Annotated in this window: 7 protein-coding genes and 1 pseudogene; 4 read left to right on the top strand and 4 right to left on the bottom strand. The window is 73.2% G+C overall.

Going from position 1 to position 6,806, the window contains the following annotated elements:
• The 4 genes and pseudogenes from MET9862_RS28025 to MET9862_RS28010 form a co-directional block, all read right to left on the bottom strand.
• Positions 1-198: pseudogene (locus tag MET9862_RS28025) on the bottom strand (hypothetical protein); the annotation flags it as partial.
• The gene (locus MET9862_RS28020) at positions 195-749 is read right to left on the bottom strand and encodes a sigma-70 family RNA polymerase sigma factor (protein WP_142586180.1); all 555 of its coding nucleotides are present in this window, start codon (positions 747-749) and stop codon (positions 195-197) included. The pseudogene MET9862_RS28025 and the gene MET9862_RS28020, both read right to left, overlap by 4 nt.
• A 47-nt stretch (positions 750-796) precedes the next feature.
• Positions 797-2,224: a deoxyribodipyrimidine photo-lyase gene (locus tag MET9862_RS28015; protein WP_142586179.1), complete on the bottom strand. Its 1,428-nt coding sequence runs from the start codon at positions 2,222-2,224 to the stop codon at positions 797-799.
• A 503-nt stretch (positions 2,225-2,727) separates the two neighbouring features.
• The gene (locus MET9862_RS28010; RefSeq protein ID WP_142586178.1) at positions 2,728-3,819 is read right to left on the bottom strand and encodes a TRAP transporter substrate-binding protein; all 1,092 of its coding nucleotides are present in this window, start codon (positions 3,817-3,819) and stop codon (positions 2,728-2,730) included.
• 157 nt (positions 3,820-3,976) lie between these two features.
• On the opposite strand from MET9862_RS28010, the gene MET9862_RS28005 reads away from it, so the two are divergent.
• The 4 genes from MET9862_RS28005 to MET9862_RS27990 all read left to right on the top strand — a co-directional run.
• Positions 3,977-4,594 carry a tyrosine phosphatase family protein gene (locus MET9862_RS28005; protein WP_142586181.1) on the top strand — a complete coding sequence of 206 codons (618 nt, stop codon included), beginning with the start codon at positions 3,977-3,979 and terminating at the stop codon, positions 4,592-4,594.
• 2 nt (positions 4,595-4,596) lie between these two features.
• Positions 4,597-5,160, top strand: a complete 564-nt coding sequence (locus MET9862_RS28000) for a gluconokinase (protein WP_438616661.1) — start codon at positions 4,597-4,599, stop codon at positions 5,158-5,160.
• A complete protein-coding gene (locus MET9862_RS27995) occupies positions 5,157-5,969 on the top strand; it encodes a Cof-type HAD-IIB family hydrolase (RefSeq protein WP_142586176.1) in 813 nt (270 codons plus the stop codon). Before MET9862_RS28000 ends, MET9862_RS27995 begins: the two co-directional genes overlap by 4 nt.
• A gap of 218 nt (positions 5,970-6,187) precedes the next feature.
• The coding region (locus tag MET9862_RS27990) for a lytic transglycosylase domain-containing protein (RefSeq protein ID WP_142586175.1) at positions 6,188-6,806 on the top strand (619 nt) is incomplete at its 3' end.

Here is a 6,806-nt window from a genome sequence, read left to right as displayed (position 1 = left end):
GACCGCAGGTGCCGCCGCGGCGAGCGGCGCGAGCCTGGCCTCCCAGGCCGCGACGGCGGCGCGCAGGGCGGCGTCCCGCTCCAGGGCCCGGGCGAAGGCGGCGCGCTCCGCCGCGTCGAGGGTGCCGAGGACGTATTCGCCGGCCGCGCCGTCCGGATCCTCGGCCCAGAAGGGCGGGGCGCCCGCATCGCCGCTCATGCGCCCTCCAGGCAGCCGCGCAGGCTGGTCAGGCCCCGGCGCAGCCAGGTCTTGATCGTGTTGACGGGCCGGTCGTGGCGCGCGGCCAGCTCCTCCCGGGACCAGCCCTCGCAATAGGCGAGCACGAGGCAGTCGCGCTGAGGGCCGTCCACCGCGTCGAGGCAACGGGCCAGGGCGTCGCGCCGGGCGAGATCGGCCTCCCCGTCCCGGTCATCGGCCAGACGCTCCAGCCAGCCCTCGTCGGGGGCGTCCAGACGCGCGGCCTTCCGCTGGCGCACCCCGTCGATCGCCCGGTGCCGCGCGATCGCGGCGAGCCAGGCGAACGCCGCGCCGGATCCCGGATCGTAACTGTCTGCCCGCTGCCAGACACGCACGAACACCTCCTGCAGCGCATCCTCGGCCGCGCCCTGATCCCGCAGGATACGGAGGAGGATCCCGAGAAGTTTCGGGGCGGTGGCCTCGTAGAGCCCGCGCAGGGCCACGCGGTCGCCGCCGGCCACGGCCCGGATCAGCCGCGCGAGATCCGCGTCGCGTTGCGCGCCTGCCTCCACCGATCCCCCCGATCCCTGCGCGGTCCGACGGATGCGAGCCGTCGTCCTCACGGCCGCTGTAGCACGGAAGCGTCCTGCGGCAGCGGCCGCCCTTCCGCCGCGCAGAGCCGCTCCACCGCCTTCACATAGGCCTTGGCATCGAACTTCCTCAGCGAGTTCTCGCTCTGGTAGCGCACGGTGCCGAAGACCTTGCGCCGGGCCCAGGGCCGGTCGTGCAGGCCGTAGACCCAGGCGACGTTGGTGAAGGAGTTCGCGTCGCGCCCGTCGAGGAAGTAGCGGTTGTTGAGCCGCAGCGTCCGCGCGAAGCCCGCCTCCGGCGAGGGCGACCATTCGAGGATCTTCTTGCCCCAATACATGCGCAGGTGGTTGTGCATGTAGCCGGTCTCGCGCATCTCGGCCTGGGCGGCGTTCCAGTAGGGATCGTGCGTCCGCCCCGCGGCGAGGTCGGCCTCGCTGTAGCGGTGGGGGCGGGGGTCGTCGGCGTGCTCGGCCAGCGTCTTGCGGGCCCATTCGGGCACGGCGTGCGCGTAGGACTCGTAGCGTTCCGTGTAGTGGACGTGGTTCATCGCGAGCTCGCGGCGCACGATCAGCTCCTCCAGGTAGGAGGCCCGGTCCGTGTCCGCGGCCGCCTTCGCCGCGCGCACGGCGAGGGCGATCTCCACCGGCGAGATCTGTCCGAAATGCAGGTAGGGGCTCAGATGCGAGGCCGCGCCCGCCTCCGGGCGGTTGCGGTCGCCGCCATAGCCCGCGAGCCCGTCGGCGAGGAAGGCCTTGAGCCGCGCCCGCGCCGCGCTTTCGCCGCCGCGGAAGCGCGTCACCGGCGGCACCGAGCGGTCGAGGGTCATGCCGGCGAGCACCGCCTCGGGATCGGAGATGTCGATCGCGCTCGAAAGCCCGAGCCCGTCGGCCCGGTGCTTCACCCGGCGGCCTGAGAGCGGTTCGAGATAGTCGTCCCAGATCCGGTGCAGCTTCGGCCGCAGGGTGCGGGCGGCGTGCTCGTGCTTGGCGGAGGCCGCCTCGACCGGCACCACCACGTCGCCCTCGACCTGGAGGATGCGGGTGTCGACGGCCCGCGCGATCTCCCGGTACCAGCGCTTCTGGATGGCGAGGTAGCCGCGATCGAGGACCAGCAGGGCGGCGTCCCGGGCCAGATCGATCGCGATCTCGGCCGGCGAGGCCTTGCGCATCACGAAGCCGACGCCGCGCTTGGCAAGGCCCGCGGCCGCGTCGGCAAGCCCCTGGAGCAGGAAGGCGTAGTGCCGGGCATTGGCCTCCGGGAAGCCGTTGGCGCCGTCGAGGAGGCCGAAACAGGCGACCACCGGCAGGCCGAGGCGGTTGGCCTCCTCGATGGCGAGTTCGAGGGCCGGGTTGTAGTGGGCGCGGTTCGCCTGCTGCAGCAGGTAGAGCACGTAGGCCCCCTCCGGACGCGGCTCCGCCTCCCTCAAGACCCGGATCCGCCCGCCCTGGATTGCCATCGCCCGCCCCCTCGGGCGGGAGATCCGCCCGGCGGGGAGCTAGAGCGCGCTCCGCCGAAGGGGATGCCGGCGCGGCATCCGGGAGGCGCGGCCCGATGAGCGCGCGGGGCCGAGCGCTTTCGCGGCGGGTGCGGGCTGTCCGGACAAGTCACGGCAGGAAGAAGCTTGGCCGTAGGGCCGGGCGAAGACTGACCTCGCGAATCGCAGATCGGGCGGCTGCCGCCGTTCATCCTCGGTCGTCTTCGTCCGAGGCCGCCTTCGTCAGGGATCGGGGCCGTCCGGCTGCGACATTTTGGAGACAGCGCCATACCGATGTGTCCAAACGCACCCGGAACGACAGCGATGCTGCCCCAATGCCCTTGCAATTCCGCGGACAAGGTTCAGATTGTGCATCGCGGGACCGCGATGGCGTCGCGTTCCCGCTGCCCTCTATGGGCGTTTCCTCCCTAGACTTCGGGCCGCTCCTCCGGGAGTGGCCTTTTTTCTGGGTTGCATTCGCGGCTTCATCCCCGGGCGCGCGCCCGGATCATGAAGTTGTCGTAGGTGTATTCCGCCACCTGGAACCAGAGATATTCCTCGTTCCGGAAGGTCTTGACCGCCTCGTAGATGCGGCGGAAGTCGGGACTCTTGGCCGCGATCTCCGCGTAGACATCGTTGGCGTGCTTGAGCGCCGTCTCCATCACGTCCTGCGGGAAGGGGCGCAGCTGCGCCCCGCCGGCCACGAGGCGGCGCAGCGCCTGCGGGTTGCGCGCGTCGTAGCGCGCCTGGATCTCGGCGCCGACCTGGGCCGCCGCGCCCGCGAGCACCGCGCGGTAGGCCTTGGGCAGGGCCTTCCACTTCTCGGCGTTGATCCAGAGATGGAGCATGGCGCCCCCCTCCCAGAAGCCGGGATAGTGGTAGATCGGCGCGACCTTCTGGAGGCCGAGACGCTCGTCGTCATAGGGGCCGATCCACTCGGCGGCGTCGAGGCGCTTGCCCTCCAGGGCCGGGTAGATCTCCGCCCCCGACAGCGCCTGCGGGACGACGCCGAACTTGGCGAGCACCTGTCCGCCCAGGCCGCCGATGCGCATCTTCAGGCCCTGCAGGTCGGCGGCCGTCTTGATCTCCTTGCGGAACCAGCCGCCCATCTGCGCGCCCGTATTGCCGGCGGGCAGCGCCACGAGGCCGTGCTTGGCGAAGACCTCGCCGAAGAGGTCGGCCGCGCCGCCCGCGTTCCACCACGCGTTCTGCCCGCGCGCGTTGAGGCCGAAGGGCATGGCGGTGGCGAGCGCGAAGGCCGGATCCTTGGCGGTGCCCAGCGAGGCGGGGCCGTGGCCCATCTCGACCGCGCCGCTGGCGACCGCGTCGATCAGCCCCTCCGGCGGCACCGGCTCGCCGGGTCCGAGCGGCTGGATCTGGAAGCGTCCGTCGGTCCCCTCGGCCACGAGGCGGGCGAGGGTCTCCGGACCGCCGAACAGGATGTCGAGAGTCTTGGCGTAGGCCGAGGACAGGCGCCAGCGCAGCTCCGGTGCCCCTTGCGCGATCGCCGGGGCGCTCAGGGTCCCCGCGGCACCGAGTCCGGCCGCGAGAAGGGCGCGTCTCTGCAAGGTCGTCATGCCACCTCGTTGTCCGGCACCGGCTTGGTCAGCCCGCGAGGGAACGGGGACGGGCGGCGAAGCGATCCCGGGCCCTCACGATTCCCGCGAACCCGCGCGGCCCTATCACGTCCGGCCCCGGTCTCGAAAGCCGGGAGCGTCCGTGCTAGCCCCGGCCATGACCCCGACCTCGACCGAGACGCCCGCCGTCACCCTCCACACCGTCTGCGGCCTGGAGGAGCTCTCCGGCCACGGCACGCGCGGCATCAGCCACGTCCTGTCGCTGCTCGATCCCGGCACCCCGGAGCCCGCAGCCTTCGCAGCCTACGGCGCGCATCACCGCACCACGCTGCATTTCCACGATTGCCTGGAGGCGGGGGCCGGCCTGGTGCCGCCCGAGCCCGCCGACATCGACCGCATCCTCGCCTTCGGGCGCGATCTCGACGGCGCGGCCCATCTCCTCGTCCACTGCCATTACGGCCTGTCGCGCTCGACCGCGGCGCTGCTGATCCTGTTCGCGTCGGCCGATCCCGAGGCCTCGGCCGACGCCCTGGTGTCCCGCCTGCACGCGCTGCGCGAGCCCGCCTGGCCGAACACCCGCATGACCGCCTTCGCCGACGCGCGGCTCGGCCGGACGGACCCGCTGACCCCGGCGGTACGGCGGCTCCACGCCCGCCAGCTCACGGCGCGCCCGCACATCGCCGCGATGCTGCGCGAGCACGGGCGCGGGCCGGAGGTGGACGCGGCGCTGGCCCTGTCGGCCGGCACGGCTGGCACAGCCGCGCCGCCGCCCTAGGAATGATGGCGACCGGAGGAGACGCCGTGCCGCCAGATCCGACCGTTTCCGTGCCGCCGCTGGTGCTCGTGGTGATGGGCGTCTCCGGCTGCGGCAAGAGCACGGTCGCCGCCCTGGTGGCGGGGCGCCTGGGCTGGACCTTCGCCGACGGCGACGACTTCCACAGCGCCGAATCCGTCGCCAAGATGCAGGCCGGCATCCCCCTCGACGACGCCGACCGCGCGCCCTGGCTCGCCCGGATCGCCGCCTGGATCGCCGCGCGGGTGGCGGCGTCCGCGCCCGCGGTGATGGTCTGCTCGGGGCTTCGGCGGCGCTACCGCGACACGATCACCGGCGGCCACCCGGCGGTGCGGATCGTCTATCTGGAAGGGAGCCGCACGCTGATCGCGGCGCGGCTCGCCCAGCGGGCGGGCCATTTCATGCCGCCGGCCCTGCTCGACAGCCAGTTCGCCGCCCTGGAGCCGCCGGGGCCGGACGAGAACCCGATCATCGTCGGCGTCGCAGAGCCGCCGGACCAGATCGCCGCGGCCGTGGTCTCGGCCGTGCGGGCGGGCAGCCCGTCATGAGCGCCGCCCCCGGCAGGATCGACCTCGTGATCTCGGACGTCGACGGCACCCTCGTGACCGGCGACAAGCGCCTGACCCCGGCCACCATCGCCGCCGTGAGGCGGCTCGGGGCGGCGGGGATCGGCTTCACGGTCGCCTCGTCTCGCCCGCCGGTCGGATTGGCGGCGCTGGTCGAGCCGCTCGGCCTCCATCTGCCGATGGGCGCCTTCAACGGGGCGAGCGTGGTCGCCCCCGACCTCACGGTGCTCGACGCGCAGCTGATCCCGGAGGAGGCCGCCCGCGAGGCGGCTCGCCGCATCGGCGCGGCCGGGCTCGATCTCTGGGTGTTCGCGCAAGGCGCCTGGTGGCTGCGCGACCCGGAGGCGCCGTATACCGACCTTGAGCGGCGCACCCTCCAGGCCGAGCCGCGGGTGCGGGCGGATCTCGACGCGCTCCTGGGCGCCGCCTCGAAGCTCGTGGGCGTCGGCCGCGACCACGCCCGTCTGGCCGCCGAGGAGCCGGACCTCGCCGCGGCCCTCGGGCCCGCGGCCCATGTCCACCGCTCGCAGCCCTACTATCTCGACGTGACCCCGCCCGGCCGGGACAAGGGCGGCTTCGTCGCCTGGATGGCCGGGCATCTCGGCATCCCCGAATCGCGCATCGCCACCTTCGGGGATGCCGGCAACGACCGGGCGATGTTTTCCCGCAGCGGGCTCTCGGTGGCGATGGGCAATGCCGAGGCCCCGGTGAAGGCCGCCGCCCGCGCGGTGACCGCCTCCAACGACGCGGACGGCTTCGCCCGGGCCGTGGCGGAGCTGATCCTCGCCTAGAGCCGCTGTTTTGACGCGCTCTCTTTCGCCGAACCGGCATCCACTTCGGCGGAGAGCGCTCCAGGAAACACAGCCGAAACGCGGCCGCGCCGGTCTGTTGCGCCGGGGGCACAAGAGCGTGGCCGTGAGCGGGCCGCCCACAGGCAGACGCGGAGGGGCCGCTTTCCGGCCTCATTTCGCCACGACCAAGACCCGACCAAGAACAAGCCGGGTCTCGAATGCAACGCCTCATCCTCGCCGCCGCCCTCGCGGCCGCGCCGGCCGCGGCTCTCGCCCAGCAGCCGGGCGCGCGCGACAACATCGACGCGCTGATCGAGCAGCAGGCCAAGGCGAACGGCGTGCCCGCGAGCTTCGTCCACGCGGTGGTGAAGCGGGAGAGCAACTACAATCCCCGCGCCAAGGGCGGCAGCGCGCTCGGCCTGATGCAGATCAAGCACGCGACGGCCAAGAGCCTCGGCTACACCGGCGATGCCGCCGGCCTCTACGATCCCGAGGTCAATCTGCGCTACGGCGTCGCCTACCTCGCCGGCGCCTACAAGACCGCGCGGGGCAACCTGTCCCAGGCCTATAGCTACTACAACCGCGGCTACTACTACGCGGCCAAGCGCCAGGGCGTCTCCACCGAGGTCGCCGCCGTGGTGGCCCCGGTCGCGGCCTCGGCGAGCGCCATGGCGAGCCTGTTCACCGGCGCGCCCGCTGCCGCCGATCCGAACCTCGCCGCCGCGGGCACCGCCCTGTCCTACGCTCCGACCCTCACCCCGCAGCTTCAGGCCGCCGCCGCGCCGGCCCCGACCGAGACGGTCGAGGTGCCGCTGCCGCCGCGCCGCCCGGCCGCCC

The sequence above is a fragment of the Methylobacterium symbioticum genome, from assembly GCF_902141845.1.
Lineage (GTDB): Bacteria > Pseudomonadota > Alphaproteobacteria > Rhizobiales > Beijerinckiaceae > Methylobacterium > Methylobacterium symbioticum.
Note: the sequence above shows the minus strand (reverse complement) of the source record. Positions and strands in the feature narration are given on the sequence as shown.